17 protein-coding genes are annotated in these 18,571 nt (G+C 45.7%); 1 reads left to right on the top strand and 16 read right to left on the bottom strand.

All coding sequences use genetic code 11. The features are described 5' to 3' along the window. Positions 1 to 4: 4 nt before the first annotated feature. From AC58P7_RS05410 to AC58P7_RS05375, 8 genes are all read right to left on the bottom strand, one after another. Positions 5 to 2,263, bottom strand: a complete 2,259-nt coding sequence (locus AC58P7_RS05410; RefSeq protein WP_497340580.1) for a TadE/TadG family type IV pilus assembly protein — start codon at positions 2,261 to 2,263, stop codon at positions 5 to 7. 14 nt (positions 2,264 to 2,277) lie between these two features. Then, the gene (locus AC58P7_RS05405) at positions 2,278 to 3,186 is read right to left on the bottom strand and encodes a TadE/TadG family type IV pilus assembly protein (protein WP_497340578.1); all 909 of its coding nucleotides are present in this window, start codon (positions 3,184 to 3,186) and stop codon (positions 2,278 to 2,280) included. A gap of 85 nt (positions 3,187 to 3,271) precedes the next feature. Then, positions 3,272 to 3,499, bottom strand: coding sequence for a Flp1 family type IVb pilin (locus tag AC58P7_RS05400; RefSeq protein ID WP_497340576.1), 228 nt, complete (start codon positions 3,497 to 3,499; stop codon positions 3,272 to 3,274). A 15-nt stretch (positions 3,500 to 3,514) separates the two neighbouring features. Next, positions 3,515 to 4,363, bottom strand: coding sequence for a type II secretion system F family protein (locus tag AC58P7_RS05395; protein ID WP_497340574.1), 849 nt, complete (start codon positions 4,361 to 4,363; stop codon positions 3,515 to 3,517). Positions 4,364 to 4,385: 22 nt separating this feature from the next. Beyond that, positions 4,386 to 5,252 (bottom strand): type II secretion system F family protein, encoded by an 867-nt coding sequence (locus AC58P7_RS05390; RefSeq protein WP_497340572.1) that lies wholly within the window; start codon positions 5,250 to 5,252, stop codon positions 4,386 to 4,388. Further along, positions 5,252 to 6,514, bottom strand: coding sequence for a TadA family conjugal transfer-associated ATPase (locus AC58P7_RS05385; protein ID WP_497340570.1), 1,263 nt, complete (start codon positions 6,512 to 6,514; stop codon positions 5,252 to 5,254). The genes AC58P7_RS05390 and AC58P7_RS05385 overlap by 1 nt, the downstream gene beginning before the upstream one ends. Continuing rightward, positions 6,495 to 7,625, bottom strand: a complete 1,131-nt coding sequence (locus AC58P7_RS05380; protein ID WP_497340568.1) for a P-loop NTPase family protein — start codon at positions 7,623 to 7,625, stop codon at positions 6,495 to 6,497. Before AC58P7_RS05380 ends, AC58P7_RS05385 begins: the two co-directional genes overlap by 20 nt. Before the next feature lie 264 nt (positions 7,626 to 7,889). Continuing rightward, positions 7,890 to 8,402, bottom strand: a complete 513-nt coding sequence (locus tag AC58P7_RS05375; protein WP_497254694.1) for an acyl-CoA thioesterase — start codon at positions 8,400 to 8,402, stop codon at positions 7,890 to 7,892. Positions 8,403 to 8,537: 135 nt separating this feature from the next. Here AC58P7_RS05375 and AC58P7_RS05370 point away from each other — a divergent pair, with 135 nt between their 5' ends. Then, entirely contained in the window at positions 8,538 to 9,020 is a 483-nt protein-coding gene (locus AC58P7_RS05370) for a TspO/MBR family protein (RefSeq protein ID WP_497340566.1), read from the top strand. On the opposite strand, the gene AC58P7_RS05365 is transcribed toward AC58P7_RS05370, so the two are convergent. The 8 genes from AC58P7_RS05365 to AC58P7_RS05330 form a co-directional block, all read right to left on the bottom strand. Further along, a complete protein-coding gene (locus tag AC58P7_RS05365) occupies positions 9,004 to 10,644 on the bottom strand; it encodes a serine/threonine protein kinase (RefSeq protein ID WP_497340915.1) in 1,641 nt (546 codons plus the stop codon). The genes AC58P7_RS05370 and AC58P7_RS05365 overlap by 17 nt on opposite strands. A 93-nt stretch (positions 10,645 to 10,737) precedes the next feature. Then, the gene (locus tag AC58P7_RS05360) at positions 10,738 to 11,775 is read right to left on the bottom strand and encodes an SAM-dependent methyltransferase (protein WP_497340564.1); all 1,038 of its coding nucleotides are present in this window, start codon (positions 11,773 to 11,775) and stop codon (positions 10,738 to 10,740) included. A 53-nt stretch (positions 11,776 to 11,828) separates the two neighbouring features. Beyond that, the gene (locus tag AC58P7_RS05355) at positions 11,829 to 12,602 is read right to left on the bottom strand and encodes an ABC transporter ATP-binding protein (RefSeq protein WP_497340562.1); all 774 of its coding nucleotides are present in this window, start codon (positions 12,600 to 12,602) and stop codon (positions 11,829 to 11,831) included. Between the two features lie 19 nt (positions 12,603 to 12,621). Next, complete coding sequence (locus tag AC58P7_RS05350) at positions 12,622 to 12,975, bottom strand: cyclic-phosphate processing receiver domain-containing protein (RefSeq protein ID WP_497340560.1); 354 nt, start codon at positions 12,973 to 12,975, stop codon at positions 12,622 to 12,624. Continuing rightward, positions 12,953 to 13,813: a deoxyribonuclease IV gene (locus AC58P7_RS05345; RefSeq protein WP_497340558.1), complete on the bottom strand. Its 861-nt coding sequence runs from the start codon at positions 13,811 to 13,813 to the stop codon at positions 12,953 to 12,955. The genes AC58P7_RS05350 and AC58P7_RS05345 overlap by 23 nt, the downstream gene beginning before the upstream one ends. A 15-nt stretch (positions 13,814 to 13,828) precedes the next feature. Beyond that, complete coding sequence (locus tag AC58P7_RS05340) at positions 13,829 to 14,635, bottom strand: Fpg/Nei family DNA glycosylase (protein WP_497340557.1); 807 nt, start codon at positions 14,633 to 14,635, stop codon at positions 13,829 to 13,831. 97 nt (positions 14,636 to 14,732) lie between these two features. After that, positions 14,733 to 16,196 (bottom strand): ribonuclease H-like domain-containing protein, encoded by a 1,464-nt coding sequence (locus tag AC58P7_RS05335; RefSeq protein WP_497340555.1) that lies wholly within the window; start codon positions 16,194 to 16,196, stop codon positions 14,733 to 14,735. Beyond that, positions 16,193 to 18,481: a DEAD/DEAH box helicase gene (locus AC58P7_RS05330; protein WP_497340553.1), complete on the bottom strand. Its 2,289-nt coding sequence runs from the start codon at positions 18,479 to 18,481 to the stop codon at positions 16,193 to 16,195. The genes AC58P7_RS05335 and AC58P7_RS05330 overlap by 4 nt, the downstream gene beginning before the upstream one ends. Between the last annotated feature and the right edge of the window lie 90 nt (positions 18,482 to 18,571).

Here is an 18,571-nt window from a genome sequence, read left to right as displayed (position 1 = left end):
CTTCTCAATACGATACGACAGCTGTTCGATTTATTTGACATTGCATACCGACGACTTGACACCCTAAAAGTCCAGTCCCATCCAACAATTTCATTACTTGTGGGATAAACCAAAGTCTTATTTCACTCGTCGCATTTGCTTGGACATAGGATGCTTCTTGGCTGAGATCTCGGCCTGTTTCTAATTGTAGGAGTGCCTGCATTCTGGACATTAGCTTAGCATTGTTACTATGAAGCATGAGGAAAAGGTGTACATAGTCTTTGTACGTCAACTTGAGCGCAGCTGCTGAAAGCTTAGACGATAATTCAACAGCGTCACCTTTTACCAGCGCGTTCATGTCTACTAGAGCTTCTACTGCACCTTGGGCCGCTGCAGCCAATAGCATGAGTAATGGGGACCCCATGTTGAGCAATTCCTTTTTCGGATCTATTAAGCCTTCAACGGTACGAATGGCTAAACGCAATGAAAACATTTCCGCATAAGCCGATGATATGTTGGCGGCACACGATGAAAACCCGTACAAAAGATACTCAACTTCTTGGTTTTTTAACATATGAGTACCAGAGTCATCTAGCTCATTGGACAGTTTCGGCTGGCCATTTGGCTCTTTTTCTAATCCGTAGGTTCGAAAGTTAAACTTCGTGAGGGCATATTCATTTACATAAAGTTCATCTCGTAACGTTTCAGCAGCGTTATTAATCGCACCCAACATGTCCATCGCCCTCAGACTAGTTGATTCTGCTTTATCTAAGTCATAGGCAATATCATTCCCGATCATCGTATCTTGCGCATTCGCTTGGCGATATTTCTGATAAAAACCTGATTCGCCTTGGAGTTTGTTGTATTGTACAGTATCACCGGATTGTGAATTCGTTAGGCTACACCCACCGATGGCTTGCTTTGCCTGATCCAGAACAGCTTGAATTTTATTCTTCTGAGTCTGCTTATTTATCGTAGTTGCTTCATTCGCATCCATTCTAGATTTCTCTAACATGCTTTGTTTCCTGTGAAAATCATCTGAAACTGTCCAATAGGTTTCATTGGCTTGATTGACCTCGCTTGTATGCTCTGACGTAAACAAGAAGACACGCTCAATCAAAGATTGTAAAGCTGAAAATAACGCAGCAATACTCGCGATTGACATTTGATAGTGATAGAAATAATCATCACCTATAAGAGAAACATGCTGAAAGACTTCACTTGCTCCTTGAGCACCCTTGGTAGATGAGTCCGAGATCCCAGTTAACTTTATACGAATATCATCATTTTTCTGCTTGGCCAGTCGAAGGGCTGGTTCAATCACTTGTTGCAGCTGAGAAATTTCTCGCTCATTCGCAGCAACCTCGAGCTTCGTGCTGATAACTAGAGCGGTATAGTTGAGTATTTGTTGGACTAAATTTTGGAGGTCACCAATCTTCTGAGAGAGGATACTAGCTTGTTCTTCAAGTGAACTTTTGGCTGTAAGTATTGTTTGAACACTTGCTACACCCTCTGCTCCCGTTTTACTCAAAGCAGATATCGAAAGATCCATTTCCCTAATCGAGTTCGTGAGTGATTGCAATTCCTCACTAATCTGACTAATTTCACTTCGAACTTCGTCAACTGTATGGATGCCTATGCGTTCTGCCAGCTCATCTAAATCAGCAATTCTTGTTCGATAGTAACTATGAAAGGAGCTTATCTTTGCATGCAGCGCTTCCGCACTCTGCCATGCTTCGTCAAGCGCGCCCTCACGCTGCTCAATCAACCTCTCTAGTTCTGCTGCCTCTTTGGCGAATTGCGAACCAAGCTGAAAAGGCTCACGAACACCGCTTTTTTGAAATTTATCAGCGATTTCAAGGGTGTATTCGATGGGGGCTTTAATTTTCATATCTTCTATAAGTTGATCTTCGAAAATGATATGGTTTGCAAGTGCATAAACGGGTGTCACGTTCATGGACTCCTCCACAACTTTGGTGTTAATGAAGTGAAATGCATTCGAAGATACGCCGCCCGATAAGTTTCTCTCAAATACATCTTGAAATAGTTGCTCTGACTCCTCCTGAGAAAGGCCCATGCCATACAGTCCTCTCTTCTGCAGCTCGATATCAAAGGAGGACATGACAGATCGAGCCGCCGCCTGAACGGCGGACTCCGTCTCTTTCTCTGCTACTTTGATTCGAGCAAAATCAATGAGCACGGCTTGAAATAAGAAAATCGGCACGATAATGAGTATCAAATAAACCGATACAGTGCCGTTCTCTGCAAATAGGAATCTCCTCAAAGTCTCTCCTCTTTCTAATTGTGAATAACCACTACAATCCCTTTGCGTTCGAGTTCTTTGCGAAAAGCAGCTGAAGGCATCCCTTTGCCGCTGGCGTCCTTCTTAAAAAAGTGCCAGACAATACCTTTCACCGTCGGATCATGCTGAAGCAACTCGACGTCTTTTGGCAGCTGTTCAGCCCTTAGCTGGGCTTCCGTCAAACTATAAAAGGCTTGATGACCAATCCCGCGTGCGTCTAAAGCATCGATTTTTCTACTTTTACCAGAAACCGTAGTCCGCACAACCTCCGTACCACCAACCAGTGATCTCAAATAAGTGGATGCCTGACGTTCTGATTGGATGGTGACGCCAGGACCCGATAAATCACTCTTCACAGGCTCTACAAGAGCTGCTTTTGCTTTCTGGGGAGAAATCCGACCAACCAACGTCGGCAAATAGGTGCGTGTCAAATCTATGGTCCGGATTAGCTCAATTGAATCTACTACGTGTGCAACAGCCCTACCTTCCGTTTGAGCAGTATACTTCCATTTACTAAGGATCGCTGGCATAAGAAAAGACTTTTTAACAGCCACTTCAATTTGATGATCTAAAAGATAATTCGTATACGTTGCGCTACCTGTAACTCCCTGCGGGAGTAGGCCAGCGGCTTTTGCCAGCTTTGTCTCCACAAGTCCATTTACCTGATACGCTGGAAGTGTAATGGCTGTCCCACCACTCCCATTTAACAAGCCAAATAAATCGCTCACATTGTCCTGGATTAACCGCCAGTACAAACTATCCCTTTCCTGCGGATTAAAGCTTCCTGTCTTCACATCTTTGTGGCTGTTATTCCATGTAAATGCAAGCTTTTCTGCCGCTGATCGTGCTAGCTGCTGTATGTAAACGTGCTGGTACGCATACATACCAACAAACAACAACGTCACCGTACATATCAGAATTGTAGGAAATACGAGAGAAGCTTCTAAGGTAAAGGTACCCTGCTCATTTCTAGTGAACCGATGGAGCGGATTAAGGCGCACAGCTTGTAGTTGGGCTAGGTGCACAGGGTGCTACCGCACTGTTATCCTTCAGATCAGAATTCGCTTCTCCGATCAACTTTTGAAACCACGACACGATCCATTTTCGGAATATGATCGCTATCGCTACGAGCACCGCAACAATCAATAATATTTCTAACGTTCCCAGTCCTTCTTCCTCTTTCCATACACGTTTAAAGCATTCAAATATGGCTTTCATTTCAACATCCCTCTCCTATTGATTCATCATAAGTAACGCAGGTGCAGCTACAATCACCATCACCACAACAAAAATGAGCACCATGGGGAAAACTAACTTGGAAGATGCTTCCTCTCCTAAAGTTCGAGATACACTCTTCCTCCGCTGCCAGAGCTCCAACGAAAGTGAATGCAATGCGACGACAAAGTCATTGCCTCCCCTTTTATAATTCAGCCCGAGCGTCGACGTAAATAAAGACACTTCATGTAACGCACATCGTTTACTGAAATCCTCTAACACCTTCGTGAACGAAATATTCATCTCCAGCTCATGCACAGCAACAAGTAACTCTTTGAAAAGCGGAGAATCCGACATATTCGGCTTAGCTTGAACACAACGTATCCAGGCACGGTTAACCGTCTCTCCCGCATTCACCAAGAGCACAATGGTGCTCAAAAATTCAGGAAGCTCAAGGATCATCCTTTGCTGCTTTTTGCGAATTTTGATATCTAAATCACGGACCATCATCAGGGGAGTACCAAGCGTAGTTACCAGACCAAATGCAAATAATGAGCTGTCCCCACCAGCAAGAATGGCAAGGAGTGTTACGGCGAATAAGCACAAGGTGCCGGCAGAAATGAGCTCAGCCATAAACCACTTGCTTCCCTGCGAAGACAAGCTCCTACCGTACAAAGTCATACATTTATGATGGATTTTCGACGTGAAATCAGGAAACCTCTCCAACAATCGGAGCTTGTCGATCAAGTAGTTACTGAACGGAAAGAGCATCCGCAGCCTAAACGGATAGTCTTGTGATTGAAGCTGTGCCCCATATGTCCTCCACCCGATCACTTGTAAAGTCATTACTACAACAATTTGTGCCATACCCAATAACCACATCCACATGTTACACCTTGATATTCATTATTTTTTGAGTGAGTACGTAACAAGCTCCAAGCAATAATAGGCAGACTGTCATGATAAGGATTCCGCTACCCTTGTAAAGTGGAACCATATAATCTGGCGATGAGAAGGCAAGCACAGCTACAATCGCAATAGGTGCAACAACAAGCACTCTCGATTCAAAACGTTTCTGAGCGATCATGACCGAAATGTCTTGTGTTATTTCTAGCTTTTCAGCGATAACCGTTGCTGTTCGCTTCATCACGTCAACTAAATTACCTCCCGTTCGCTTACAAGTCAGGAAGACGTCGGTGAAACTCTGAATATCTTCTAAATGACTTCGATCTGCAAAATGTTTAAGCGCTACCTCAATGGGTTCGCCATTTTCAACTTTTCGGCAAATCATGCCGAACTCAACGACGATAAGACAGGCAGGATCAGGATACAACAGCTTCAAATCCTCCCAAGCTTCTCGAAACGCCGATTCAATCGATTTCCCCACAGTCATGGAGGAGGATAGACAGCTGAGTGCTTGCTTAAATTGGACGTACAGCATGTTTTTGCGTTTTTGGATTAATTGCTGCCGACGAACTCGTGGAAACAAAAAACCTGTGGATGCTAAAGCTACAGCGAGGATGATATTTTGATAAAAAATATAACCGATCATGAATGCCGGTGAAGCTAGCATGAGAATAGCCGCTATTCGCTCTTTGGAGGTTAATTGGTACTGGTCGTAATCGATGAAAGGAAAAATGGATGATTTCTGTTTTGGGGAGTTTACTTTGTGTTTGTTAGGAGATTTTCGGCGTTCAAGATATACAAGTAATAACCAACTTCCACCGCTTATCAAGATTAGCAGCAACCACACCATTATACGGCCTCACACCCAACCGAATGACGTATAAACCAACCAGGAAGCTTTTTACCCGCCATGCTAATTTTGTGTTGGTTGGCAAGTGTCTGACCCGTAAATCTGAGCGCTCCAATGATCTTACCATCAGGAGTTTCCCCGCTCTCTTCAAAGAGAAACAACGGCTGCAGTTGGACTTCCCCATCTTTCAAACCAACGACCTGATGAATCTCTGTTACCTTCCGTGATCGATCACGCATACGGGAAATATGTACAATCACGTCTAGAGCTGACGCTATCTGTTTACGAATCACTTCAATGGGAAGCGGCGCTGCACTCAACACCATCGTCTCCAGCCTGCTCAGCATATCCAGTGAAGTGTTTGCATGACCCGTGCTTAAGCTTCCATCATGTCCGGTATTCATCGCAGCTAGCATATCCAACGCTTCTGCTCCTCGCACCTCGCCTACAATAATGCGATTGGGACGCATCCGTAGTGAAGAGCGAATCAGCTCTCGCATCGTGATAGCTCCCTTCCCTTCGGTATTCGCATTTCTCGTTTCCATTCGGACTAGATTCGGTACAGATTGAATCTGAAGCTCCGCTGAATCTTCGATTGTGATGACCCGTTCATGTTCAGGAATCCAAGCACTCAGCGCATTTAGAAATGTCGTCTTCCCTGACCCCGTGCCACCACCTACAAATAGATTAAATCCAGACTCAACCATGATTTTCAGCATCTCAGCAGCTTCTTCCGAAATACTTCCCATGTGTATCAAATCACGCATCTCCATTGGCTTGGCAGGAAATTTACGGATGGTTAAGGTAGGACCGCTTAACGAAGCTGGGGGAAGCACGATATTCACGCGTGATCCATCTTTCAATCTAGCATCAACAATTGGTGTGGCTTGATTCACGATCCGATTCACTTTGGCGACAATCATTTGAATGAGATCCTCTAGCTTTTCTGCACTTTCCAATTCATACGGATAGCGTTCAACCGAGCCAAGACGTTCAAAGAAAATACACGTGTGACCATTCACCATGATCTCTGTCACTGTCGGGTCATCAATCAGTGGTTGGAGAATATCCAATCCTCGAAAACTATCAAAAATCCGTTTAACCCCCGCATGCATTTCGGTCGAAGTCCATCCATATTCGTTCGCAACGCGAAAGATCGTTTCTTCAACATTCCCGAGTAACTGAGCGTCACTAACCTCATGAGAAAGGTCGAGATTTTCTTTAATCTCTCTTTTTAATTCATTAAACAACTCTTGATTCAAAGTGAGAAGCAGCTCCTTCCTTTAGAGTAACAGCGTTCTTATTTAAGACAGCTCTCAGCATGCCATACACTTGTTCGGAAAAGATATCCGATTGCCAGACTTGTTCTGCCGAACTCATCACTTTCCATTCAGGAATATAAGGGAGCTTGTACGTCATAGTTTTATCAAGAAAATCGAATGTATTGGTTTGATTTCCCCTAAAGCTCGTCATGACAAAGTGAATATGAGGAAATGCGTTCAATTGTTTATAAAGCGACTTTGTTTTGAACGCATCATGCCAATCATCTCGGACCAGCCAAATGATCGAGTCGCTCATTTCTAAGCTTTTGACGACTCTCGGATGAACCGACGCTTCAAGGTCAATGATGAGCGTATCGTAGACCGACAAGCCCACAATAGCCGTTATCAGTCGTTTGACATGATCACCGCTCATCTCTTGCATCTCTCTCATTTGCTCATGAGGTGTCAAATAATCGAATCGGCGAGTGGCATCATGTGATTTTAATAGCTCCAGCTTCTGCCCTATTGACTCAGGTGTGCCTTTTAAGTAATACAGGAGCTGAGATAGTCGACCGGATTCTCCTTGCAACCAAAGAGAAGCTGCACTCACCGTCTCCAAGCTCAAATACAAGACACGCTCTCCTCGAAATGCTAGCTGCTTTGCCATATGAACAGCCGTAATAGATTTACCCGTATTGCCACTGCTGCTATAGACGGACATTATGCGTGTTTGATTGGCATTGGAAGGACGAGGATTACATGAAACGCCTTCCGTATATAACGCTTGAATACGAGAGAGCAACTGGTGAAGCGGTTGAAAGCGGAATAAGAATGGAAGTACGTTTTCTGCCCCATTGGAATTCGTGATATTTTCACTCAAAAACATCATGTATAACGAAGTGTGTTGTGACTGCAATAACGGATAGTAGGCTTCAGATAACAATAAGACACCTTTGATGTGTGGATCCTCCAACACCTGCAGCAGGAGATCCACTTGCGAAAAAAGCTTAACTTGCACGCAGTCAGCGTACTCTGTCGCTCGGATGTATAATACTAATCGCTCGGCATAGGCCATGTCGTCATCTAAGACATACAGTTGAAGTTTTCTCATTTCATCTTCTCCTCCTCTTTACCTGGAACTAACCAGCAAACTTCACATAAACACCACTGCCAATGAGCACACAACTCATAACAGCGAGTACAATCGCCACGCGAGTGATCGTTTCAGCTCTCATACTTCCCCTCCTGCCTGTTTCGGAACAACAAAAAAGCACGCGCCGACGATAGAGTATGATCTCTACAATCAGCGGTGCTTCCGCTTGTCCGATTTTCAATTAACCAAATTGTACCACATTTCCCTGATAAATCAATCCCTTTATTCCCACGGGTATTTCATCGTAAAAAAGCTAGCCAGCTTCTTACTTTCCACACGGCGGATTCGTCTCATCTCAGCACGATGCGGAGCGGATTCGTGAAGCTTTTTCTCCTCTTCTGTTTCCGGTATAACATCCGGCACTTCGACCGGCACTTTATTTTCATCCAGGGCAACAAAAGTAAGGAAAGAGGTCGCTGCAATTTTTCTTGCACCTGACTTCAGATCCTCGGTTACGACCTTGACGAAAACCTCCATCGAGCTTTTGCCTGTCCAAGTTACGAAAGACTCTAAACATACGGAATCTGACGTGTGAATCGGTGATAAAAAGTCAACCGAATCCGTAGATGCCGTCACGACCGACCTCCGACAATGTTTATGCGCCGCTATGGAAGCAATGTCATCAATATAAGACATCAACTTACCACCAAATAACGTATTATGATTGTTCACGTCGGTTGGAAAAATACGCGATGTTTTGAAACATCTGGATTCTCTTGAATATCGTTGCTCCATGCCTGTTTCCCCCTCATTCTTCTCTTACAAAATATGACTCATCATACCACACTTTTGGCTAGTTTTGGTTATAACTTATCCCACGTGTGTAATATAGTAATACAAGCTACACTTACTAATAGGAGGTGATTCGATGTGTTTACGTTCATCATCGTGTTCTTAATCACTTATGCCCTTTTCACTATTTCCGGCGTATTATTCCCTACAGATCTCTCCTTTTACGCCACATTGAAAAAACCAAGTTGGTACCCGCCAGCTAAACTATTCGCAGTCGCTTGGGCGATCTTATATGTTTTTATTTCAGCATCAGCCGCCATTGTGTATACGAAAACCGATGGATTTCAAGAAGCATCTTCAAGTTATGTTTTGATTTTATTGGTTAATTATGTTGCCAATCAAGCATTCACCTTTTTCGAATTCAAATTAAAAAACTTACGATTAGCCTTCCTAGACACCGCGATTGTGGCAATAACAACGTTTTTGTTAATTTATGCAACAATTCCATATTCCAAGCTAGCTGCTTGGCTATTGGTTCCGTATTTATTATGGTCTTGTTTCGCTACCCTTCTAGCATGGACGATTTATCAACTAAATAAAAGCACTAACCGTGCTTACTGAACCAGGAAAATAGCGATTTCCTTGATTTCCGACCAAGTTGACTAAGGTTCATGTTGGGGAGAATTTCGCGGAGGATCGGTTTCATGGCTTCGTACAAAACGTTCGAATATTGGGGCTGATCCTGGATGCAATCCCCCTTCCAAACGGCTTGCATCACGTCTGACCTAGGAATTTCTGGTATCGAGCACAGCGGTAAAGATGGAAGTGAATCCTGCCATTCCCTTCTAAAATGTTCGGATAACACTCCATTCGCAATGTAATGCACCTTTTTACCACGCTGCTGATAGGATTCGTATTGCTGGATAAGCTTGCGCGAGCTGGGGCGACTGCACTTTCCAGGCGAGCTATCTACAATCACGATGATCTCATCCGCACTATGACAAAGCTCCTGTACAGAAGGATGCTCCCACTGAGTCGATATGTCCCAAAGGACAATCGGCTTTTTGATCATGTGTAGAAGCTTAAAAGCATGTGAAGCCTGCCATATGCCGTCAAATCCATCAGGATGAATGGGTACCCAAGTGGTAAAACCGTTGTTCCATGGTGTTGAGTTTGTGAAAGATGAGTCACGAATGTGCTCGGAAGGGAAGTTGTACGGGCTGGGGGCATGTCGATCACCGAAAAGTAACATATACAAATCGGGTTCAATCGTCGGTTGCTCAACAAGCGCATTGGGGATTTGCAGGGCGTGTAAGATTCTGGCTAAGGTTACTGCAGTGAATGTCGCACCTACGCCGGCAAACAACCCACCAATCACAATTAATTTGTCGTTCACGGTAGATGCGAGAGGTGTTCGTTGTCGTTTTAAATCTGTTGAGAATGCTGATGCTTCGGGGTAAATGGAACGAAGTCGCAGCTTCACTTCCATTGCAGTTTGACATCGGTTCTGAGGCTGATCTTGTAGAAGAAAATGAACCGTTGTGCGTAAGGATTCCGGTATCCCTTCTTTAAGCAGTTCCAATGGCTTGGGCTTGCTATACGCATAATGACCACCGGATAATATGTAATACAGCATTGCTCCAAGAGTGTAGAGGTCCGTACGGGCATCCGTTTGTAGACCTAGATATTGTTCAGGAGCAGCAAAACCAATCGTCCCCATTTGCATCGTATCAGAGGCTTGACCTTGTTTGAATTGTCTGGCGACACCAAAATCAATTAATCGGACTTGATTGTGTTCGTTGAGCATGACATTGGAGGGCTTCAGATCGCGGTAAATGATCGGTCGAGGCTGAAACGTGTGTAAGTAATGGAAAATATCAAGCAGTTGAAAAGTAATTTGAACAATTTGGGATATCGGCAAATCGTGATGTTTCTTTTCGAATAACTCCTGAAGTGTAGGACCTTCGATATAATCCATAACCAAGTAGCCTTTTCCATCCGCTGTAATAAAATAATCCACTAACTGGGGCAGTTGGGCGTGCCCCAGCTTGGCAAGTATTTCTGCTTCTTCCATGAAGGTCGCCGCATCGAAATCCGTAGACAAACACTCCTTAACTGCCCAGCGCTTCCCCTTTAGCTTCTGATCTTCCGCGAGATACACCCGACTCATACCGCCTTGTCCGAGCAAAGATACGAGTTGGTATCTCCCTCCTACTATTGAACCTTGCCACTGTGGTGTTTGCATCACGATAACATAAAAACCCCCTCTTATTCGCAAGATAACTTGCTCTTGATTATAAGGGAGGGTTATTGGAAAATCTAGCTATTTTTCCACATTTTATATTTTCTGCAAGTAGAGAGTGAGTTCTTCCCGATTGTGAAACAACTGCTTTGCTTTCAAAAGGAACAGTGAATCTTCAAACATGCGCAGGATATCACGAACCGTTTGAAAGGGTTTTTTATGCATGAGTTTCACCGTGATAATGGCTGTCCCCCCACTTTGCAAAGAGAACAGTAAATCCGCCACGAGGCGTCCCATTTGCCGAGGATCCCAGCTCATGTCACAAACCAATAAATCAAACTCATTTTCGCGCAGCTTCACATCACCTGCATTTTTCTTCAGGAATGTCAGCAGAGGATTGCCAAGAAGACGAGGGTTCATCGCAGCGGGGTCAATCGCTGTTACTTTCAGACCGCGTTCTAGCAGCAAAGACGTCCATCCGCCAGGTGCAGCCCCAATATCAATCGCTTTGCGAGCGACACTGAAATCAATGCCGAAACGCTGCTCTGCTTCCAAAAGCTTAAATTTCGCCCGTGAAATTTGATCCTCTTCCTTCATGAAGCGGATCGCACCGCCAGACCAGTCCGACAGGTTCTCTTGTGGCTTCGATATACCGATGTATAGCTTTTTGGCGCTAATGTACACCGAAATAATGTGGTCCGCGTAACGGACAACGGGTTCGCCTCCGCATTCCGATACGAGGATTTCATCGAATGCAGCCTTAATGGCAAAAGGAGCGTAGGGGACATCTGCCCGCTCTTCTTTACGAATTTGCGTTGCAATTTTCTCACCGAAACCAAATAAACCAGCCGCATAGGCTTCTCGAAGCCATGCCGTCAAATGCGCAATATCAGCATCCGTGCGGCTAAGCTCCCATTCTTGATGAACAGGTTGAACATGTCGAAGAAAAATCGGTTCATTCTCTTGCAATGTCGGAATGACATCTGCGGTATCATCAGGAACCTGAAAATAGAACACTTCGGTTGGTACCAATAATGTAAATTTCGTGAGTGGAAATAACTTGCGTAGTTCATCTTGAGCATATTGCGCGAACCCATGATTCGAGGTTCCAATATAGGTCGTTAATTGTGTCATAGCCGCATCCTTTAAGTAATCTACATTCATTTTAGCTGGCTCGCTTATTAAGCTTACTTGTCTTCAATAACCTTGATCCACGGACGATCTTGAAACCATTCCAGTGACACATGAATGCCAAAAGCCTGATGAATATGCTCTGGTGTTAATACATCTTCCTTACGTCCAGAGGCAATCAATTCACCTTGTTCGATAATTGCAACATGCGTAAATAAAGGCATAATTTCTTCGATATGGTGGGTCACATAAACAACCGTTACATCTTGTTTGCTTAGATCATTTACATCAGATAAAAACCGTTCTCTCTCAAATAAATCCAGACCAGCCGCAGGCTCATCCATGATCAAGATGGATGGGTTCATCATCAAGGATCTGGCAAGCATGACTTTTTTACGTTCACCTTGTGATAGGCTCCCTAGTGGTTGATCTGCGAGATGTGGAATGCGAACGCGTTCCAGCATCACGAGTGCACGATCTTTCACTTCCTGCGGAATTTCTTGATAAAATCGAAGATACGCGTATTCGCCCGTTGCCACAACCTCGAGGACAGAGTCATTCAAGTTCAATTTTTCAAAAAGCGATTGGGATATATAGCCGATTTTTTTACGCACTTCCCTAACATCACACTGACCGTACCGATTTCCAAGTACATCAACCGTACCACGGCTCGGAAATTCATAGCCATTCATCATTTCCAGCAGCGTCGTTTTACCTGAGCCATTACGGCCCAGCAATACCCAGTGTTCACCGGATTCGATATGTACATTCACATCGTTTACAATATGGCGTTCTCCCCGTATAAAGTGTATACCGGATAAATGAATCATAAGTTCGTTTCCTTTCGCATTACGTTTTACTTGGATATGTACCTTGTGCAACTCCCAACAGGACTTCGTCAGGCATCCGATGCGCATATAAACCCATACCATCGGGCTTGACAGCATACAGCATCTGATACATCTGCGTGCAAGCAGATGGACTTGATGTATGAATATAAATTGTTCTTGGAAATTTACGCTGCCCAATCAACCAAATGACAACATCCATGCCTGTTTGCTTCGACATCCAACCCAGATCATGATCCAAGGATAAAATGTCTACCTCACATTCTTTGAGCAACGTGATACATTCTTTCGCATCATTAGCTAAGACAAATCCTTGGGGACAAGGACGCGAATCATCTAAGTATACATGAATCATCCTCACATTTCCTTTCCAGCAACGATTTTACGAGCGCAATCTCATCCCGATGCGTGCCGTCAGGTCCAGCACCTGTCTCAAGAACAATCGGAATGTCCTGTAAAAAGGGTGATTCTAATAGACTTTGGAAATTCGCAGTTCCGATATGACCCGCACCAATATTGGCATGTCGATCCCGACGTGATCCCAAGGGATACACCGAATCATTCAGATGAACAGCCTTCAAATGTGGCAAATAATCTAACTGATCTCCCTTCGATTCCAGCTCCAACCAATCTGAACCTTGCCAAAGACGGCTTGCATAGGCATGACAAGTGTCCAAACAGAAGCCAATCTTCTCCGGATTATCACAAAGCTTGCGAACCTGTACCATTTCTTCCATCGTTAGTCCGAGTTGTGATCCTTCCCCTGCTTGATTTTCAAGCAAAATAAGGGAAGCTCCCGTGTAACCCATTGTGGCACTATTCAAACATTGTATTATATTTTTGTAGCCTTGTAACGGGTCTTTTCCTGCATATTTACCAAAATGCACCACAAGTCCAAGAGAACCACAGGCATTTGTTATGTCCAAGCCATTTTTCAGGAGATTAACCATTAGTTCACGCTCTGGCTCATCTACAGCAGGATTCAAGGCATAGGGTGCATGGCCAATCGAAAGAATACCTTCTTCTTTACACAATTGTGCGCAAGCACTCGTATCTTTGTGGTTGAGAGCTTTCGTCGCAAGACTACGCGGATTCATCGGAAAATACTGAAAGGTATTTGCACCAATAGAAAGGGCGGTTTTGGCTGCATTCATATAACCGCCTCGCGTACGTACATGAGCGCCAATAAACATGTTCCATCCGACCTTTCACTTTTGACAATTGGCACAATAAAAGCATTTACGACTTGAGACTTCCGTTTGAATAATAGGGTCACCACAGCGAAAACAAGGCTCGCCATTTCGATCGTAAACACGACATCTCGGATTATATTGACCTGTTAATCGATCACCAACGAATAAGGGATCTTCCATATAGCCACCGACTTGAATCGCTTCGCGAAGCAGCGCTTGCATGGCTGTATAGAGCTGCGATTGCTCATTTTCGGTAAGGGAAGTCACTTTACGTAGAGGGAGGATTCCCGCTTCAAAGCACATTTCATCCGAATAACAATTCCCGATGCCAGAAAGAACGGCTTGATCCACAAGCGTCACCTTGAGAATTCCTCTCTTTGATCTTAGGACGTTCCGAAATTGGACTAAGCTTAATCCTAGTGGCTCGGGCCCTAATTTATGCAAGAGGGCATCGATCTCCATCGGCGTATGGCAATGTAAATAACCTAATCGCAATCCAATAAAAGATAGACTTTTTACACCAAAATGGATTTCTACCTGTACTGTTCGGTCAGGCTTTTCCTCTTGTGTTCCGACGAACATCCAACCGCCTAGCATGAGGTGCAACAGTAGAACTTCTTCTCCAATGGCCAAATGAAACAGTAAGTGTTTTGCCCTGCGTTCTATCCGCACAATCCGGTTACCGATAAGCACTTTAGCGAAATCGTCTGGGTCTATATTCAAGGATTTGGGACGTGTCACAACGACTTCCGTAATCGGTAATCCTATTATCAATCTCGTCAATTGCTGACGATACGTTTCCATTTCCGGAAGCTCAGGCACGATAATCGCTCCTTGCCATTTTTATACCTTGTATAACCAAATGACGGATCGCGTAAACACTTAGCTGAAGGTTAAATGGTTAGAATGAAACAGCGAATTAAATTAAGCCTTCACTCACGTAAGTGGGCTTTGGTGCCTTTTTGTTCCGTTTCACACGGGGCGCTTTGTCCATGCTTACGGAATACGAAACACCTCTGATACTCAAACTCGTCTCTTTTTTTCGCATTTTCTGCTTCAGACGTGCAATCCGTTTCTCCCATGCTTCCTCTATCTCATTAATCTTACGATCACCACGATGAAGTGCACGACGCCGCCAGAGCCTTGCCCACGCTTCTTCTGCATAAAAGACCGCTTGATTCAAGTCCTTCTCACGGTGCTCGTAGTACATCGCAAGTTCCAAATACGGCTCCAGCTGCAAAGAAATACTTGCAGGCTTGAGTACAATGGCCTGTTTCCATAGTTCGATCGCACGAGCATATAGACCACACTTCTTATAATAGCCTGCTAATTGAAGTAGAGCAGTTTCTTGCTCAGCAGGGATTGTGACGGCTGTATAGCTTAATAGCTTCACGTATAAAACATTAAAATATCGTTCCGCTTTGGCAGGTCGCGCCATTTTGTCAAGCCATAAACCCGTGCGGAATAGTTCTTCTGGGTCGAGGTTGGGAATGGGAAACTGAGCAAGATCAGGAGCAAGATCAAGAGCAAGAACTAGATCGTTATCATAGACAATGTCTAGGTCTTGCTCAGTTAAGTGATCTATATCTGGACTTAGCAACTTGCCAAAATGGATCGTCAGAGCAGCCAATGTCACGATATCGTGCTCATTGTGAATGAAAACTCCTTGGAGGACAGAAGGATCCTTCTCCGCCAAGTATTGAAAGTACAGCGCAGGCGCCATAGACCCTGGCACATCATCCACACGTTCAAAGCTAAGGCGACTTTCTTCTACCTTGCTCAACCGACAGGAAGGCAGCGTGTTCCGCCACAGACTTCGCGAAGGGTAAAGAAGATCCAACTGAAGAAGATCGGAGTCGTCCAAGGTTAGGCGATTCAGGACGAAGCGATTTTTGAGAATCGGCCAATCGAACGTTCGGCCGTTATAGGAGACGATATGCGTATATCGTCCTAGCAGTTCTTGTAAGTACACCAGCATTGCATGTTCCTCTGCTGGGTTGCGAATCATGAGCTGTTCAACGGTGAACAGCTCCCCTGTGTAGTAGCCGATGCCGACCATGAACGGCACATTGCCTGCACCGACGCCGAGTCCGGTAGTCTCGGTGTCGAAGAAGAGCAGTTCTTCGAGCCGGACGACGGCGTCCTGCTCGTGAAAGCAGGACAGCTGCGCAGCAACATCGGCAAGCTCACGCAGCCGATACTTGCCGTGCACGCTGTCCGCGCCGTACTCGCGGCGCCGCATCACGAACGAGCCCGCGGGGCTCGTCGCAATATGGGCGCCGAGCTGCGCCCACTCGCCCCCTGCCTCCGGCGGGGGCGGTGGTGTTACTCCAGCCGCCGCGGGTCCCCGCAGGCGGCCGAGCCTTTCGCGGAGCCCGCTCATCGGGCACCGCCTTCGAGCTCTGCGAGCAGCTCGAGCGCGAGCTTCTTGCCGAGTAGGCCGACCTCTTCGATCGGCCCAACACAGGCTGGGCAGCCGCTGATGCAGCCGCAGCTCTTAATCAGGCTGCGCGCCTGATCCATCAGCTGTCCGTGGACCTCGTACAGCCGATCACTAAGTCCGACACCGCCTGGGTAGCGGTCGTAGAAAAATACTGTCGGCAGCTTGTTATGCACGGCCTTCACCTGGGGAACGACCCGAATATCCATCGGGTCGCACATCAAATACAGCGGCGCGAGATGCGCCAGGACGTTGGCAATTGCAAGCAGCGCATGCTGCATGTCATTCGCTGAACGTCCGGCTGCCATCGCCTCGTCGAAAGTGAACCAATACGAGCTCGTATGCAGCTCCTCTTCCGGCAAACGTATAGGCCCTGAGCCGATATTCTCATGCGTGCGCAATCGGATTTTCTTGAAAATCGTTGGCTGCGCATTCACAGTGACCTCACCTAGTTGACGAAGTAGACCGCCCACTCGTCCCTCCCGATTCACATGCAGTACCTTAAGCTGAACAGCCAGGCTGGCATCGGTAAAGTAATCCACATTTACTTGTCTTACGAATGCTTTCTTCTCTTCATAATCCAACTTTTCTACTTGGAATTGAATGCCTTCATGGATATAAATCGCCTCTTCATGAATCAGTGTCGGCGCACTAAAACGATCACATTCCCCAATAACACGATGTCCATTAGTCATATCGATAATGATGAAATTCTCTTGCGCCGCTGAGCGCAACGAGATGTTATGAGCCGGGAACGATTGCTCCATCCAATACCAACGATCATTGACTTGATGCAGCACCTGCTCCTCTGTTAAATACTCAAGTACATCGGTGAGCGACTCCTCACCGAACTTCTCATTCGCTTCAAAAGGCAGCTCATACGCCGCACATTTCACATGATCAACGAGGATGATCAGGTTGTCTGGATGAATACGCGCCTGCTCTGGCGGACGCTCAAAGAAATACCGTGGATTCTGGATCAAATACTGATCCAGTGGATTACTGCTCGCGACGAGTATCGTCAGCGAAGTCTCCTGCCGACGTCCGGCACGCCCGGACTGCTGCCAAGTGCTGGCTATCGTGCCTGGATAGCCATTGAGCACGCAAGCTTGCAGCTGGCCAATATCGATGCCCAGCTCCAGCGCGTTCGTGCTCACGACGCCGCGGATTTCCCCGCTGCGTAATCCTCTTTCGATCTCCCTGCGCAGCTTCGGGAGATACCCTCCGCGGTAGCCGCGAATCGATTTGCTGCCCAGCTCGTGACTCACGAGCTCCTGTAGATACGTAAGCAAAATCTCCACGCGCACGCGGCTCCGAGCAAACACAATCGTCTGGATCCCGCTCCGCAGCAGCGTCCCCGCAAGCTTGCGCGTCTCCAAGACCGAGCTCTTACGAATTCCCAATTGTTGATTAACAACCGGTGGGTTATAGAACACAAAGTGCTTCTCCCCTGCCGGCGCACCATTTTTATCAATCAGCGTCACGGATTCACCGATCAGATGCTCTGCATGCTCCTTCGGATTATCAATTGTGGCCGAAGCACAAATAAACTGCGGATTCGAACCGTAGAACCGGCAAATTCGCTTCAACCTTCGAATCACATTGGCAACATGACTACCAAATACACCCCGATAAGAATGCACTTCATCGATAACGATATAGTTCAAATTCTCAAACAACTTTACCCATTTCGTATGGTGTGGAAGGATAGCCGAATGGAGCATATCTGGGTTGGTAACGACAATGTGTCCCGCATTTCGAATCGCCTGCCGCACTGTAGGAGGCGTATCGCCGTCATACGTATGCGTCTTTATATCCACATCCATAAACTCAACCATTTCCTGCAATTCAGCCACCTGATCCTGTGCCAAGGCTTTGGTTGGGAACAAATACAGCGCTCGCGAAGCATCGTTTTCCAATATCTTCTGTAACACCGGAAGGTTGTAACATAAGGTCTTTCCTGAAGCCGTGGGTGTTACAGTAACAACGTGGTTCCCTGCCGTCACTTGACGAAATGATTCGGCTTGGTGTGTATATAATTGCCCGATGTGTTTATGTTGAAGTGCAGCACAAATACCCTCATGCAATCCTTCTGGAAAATCAGCCAGCTTCGGATCACGCGGGGGTATGGTGTGCCAGTATGTGACTTGCTCCATGATTTCAGGCGATTTACGCAGCCCATCAATCATCTCTATCATTGAAGAAACCTTACCTGTGAAAGGATTCATAAATCGAATCTCCTTACCCATTTCGTTTCTTCCATTTTACAGAATATACGTTCGTATGTCTACATTAAATCGGCTGAATCATCATAATCG

The organism is Paenibacillus sp. J22FR5, from assembly GCF_059691975.1.
This window is presented reverse-complemented; position numbering and strand designations above follow the sequence as displayed.